The organism is Salinisphaera sp. Q1T1-3 (genome assembly GCF_003602005.1).
GTDB lineage: Bacteria > Pseudomonadota > Gammaproteobacteria > Nevskiales > Salinisphaeraceae > Salinisphaera.
Genome location: NZ_QZWD01000038.1, coordinates 1 through 1159, shown reverse-complemented (window position 1 = coordinate 1159; position 1159 = coordinate 1). Strand labels below are relative to the sequence as shown.

Annotated in this window: 1 protein-coding gene; it reads left to right on the top strand. The window is 60.2% G+C overall.

The features are described from left to right. Nucleotides 1-32: 32 nt before the first annotated feature. Nucleotides 33-1159, top strand: a 1127-nt coding sequence (locus D3260_RS17060; protein ID WP_120099810.1) for an IS4 family transposase, incomplete at its 3' end; no start/stop codon positions are given.

Below are 1159 nucleotides of genomic sequence, written 5' to 3'. Positions count from 1 at the left end.
CCCTTCGTATCGACCAAAATGCGAAGGCCGTCATGCACGCGAGTGCAGTATTGCAGACGTGGCTCGGGTCTGTCTTTTCCGAGATCGATCAACGTAACGCCCACACCACATCGCAGGCCGTGTGTGCCTGCCTGATCGGACAACGCCTGACGCTCATGGCGCTTGCACGCCATTGGCCGGCGTCTCGTCAGATCGCAGCGCCTCTCAAGCGGCTGGATCGATGGCTGAGCAATCGCTCGATGCAAGCGCATCGCCAAGCGTTCTATCGCGCCAGTGCACAGTGTCTGGTGACGCAGGATCGCCCCGTCATTATTGTCGATTGGAGCGAACTGCCGCGGGATGGCCGATGGCAGCTTTTGCGGGCGTCCATTCCCCGACGAGGTCGGGCCTTGACGCTGTATGAGGAAGTACATCCGCAGCGAGATCTGAATAGCCGGGTTGTACACGATCGATTTCTCGCGCGCTTGCAATCCGTGTTGCCGGCCACCTGTCGTCCGATTGTGCTGACGGACGCCGGGTTTCACACGCCGTGGTTTCAATCGGTCGAGGCCTTGGGTTGGGACTGGATCGGACGTTTGCGAGGGCGTGTGATGATTCGTGAAGGTCGTCGACATGCCCCGTGGCAGCCGGTATCGGCATATTACGACGAGGCACCTATCAAACCGCAATCGCTGGGTCTGTGCGATATCACGAGAAGCCGGCCGACGTCGTGTCATCTGGTGCGTACACGTCGGCGGCCCAAGGGGCGCCATCAAACGCGACGGGATCAAAAGCGTGCCGGGGGCGGTAAAGCCGAGAAGATGGCACGACGGTATCGTGAGCCCTGGGTGCTGGCTGCCTCTTGTGGCCTGGCCCGAGAGAGCGCGAACGAAATCGCAAGGCTCTACGGCGTACGCATGCAGATCGAGACGGCGTTTCGGGATCTCAAATCGCATCAGTATGGCTGTGCGTTCGAGGATACTCAGACGCGTGTGGGCGCCCGACTCGAGATGTTATTGCTGATTCATATGCTGGCAACACTCGTGGCCTGGCTGGCGGCTCTGGCCACACGATCAGAGCACGAGACACGATTCCGGATCGCGTTGCTGAGTCGGGGATGGGCGCTGTTACGACAAACCATGCAGCGCATACCCAACGTCAAAAAACCGCCCTGGCAAGC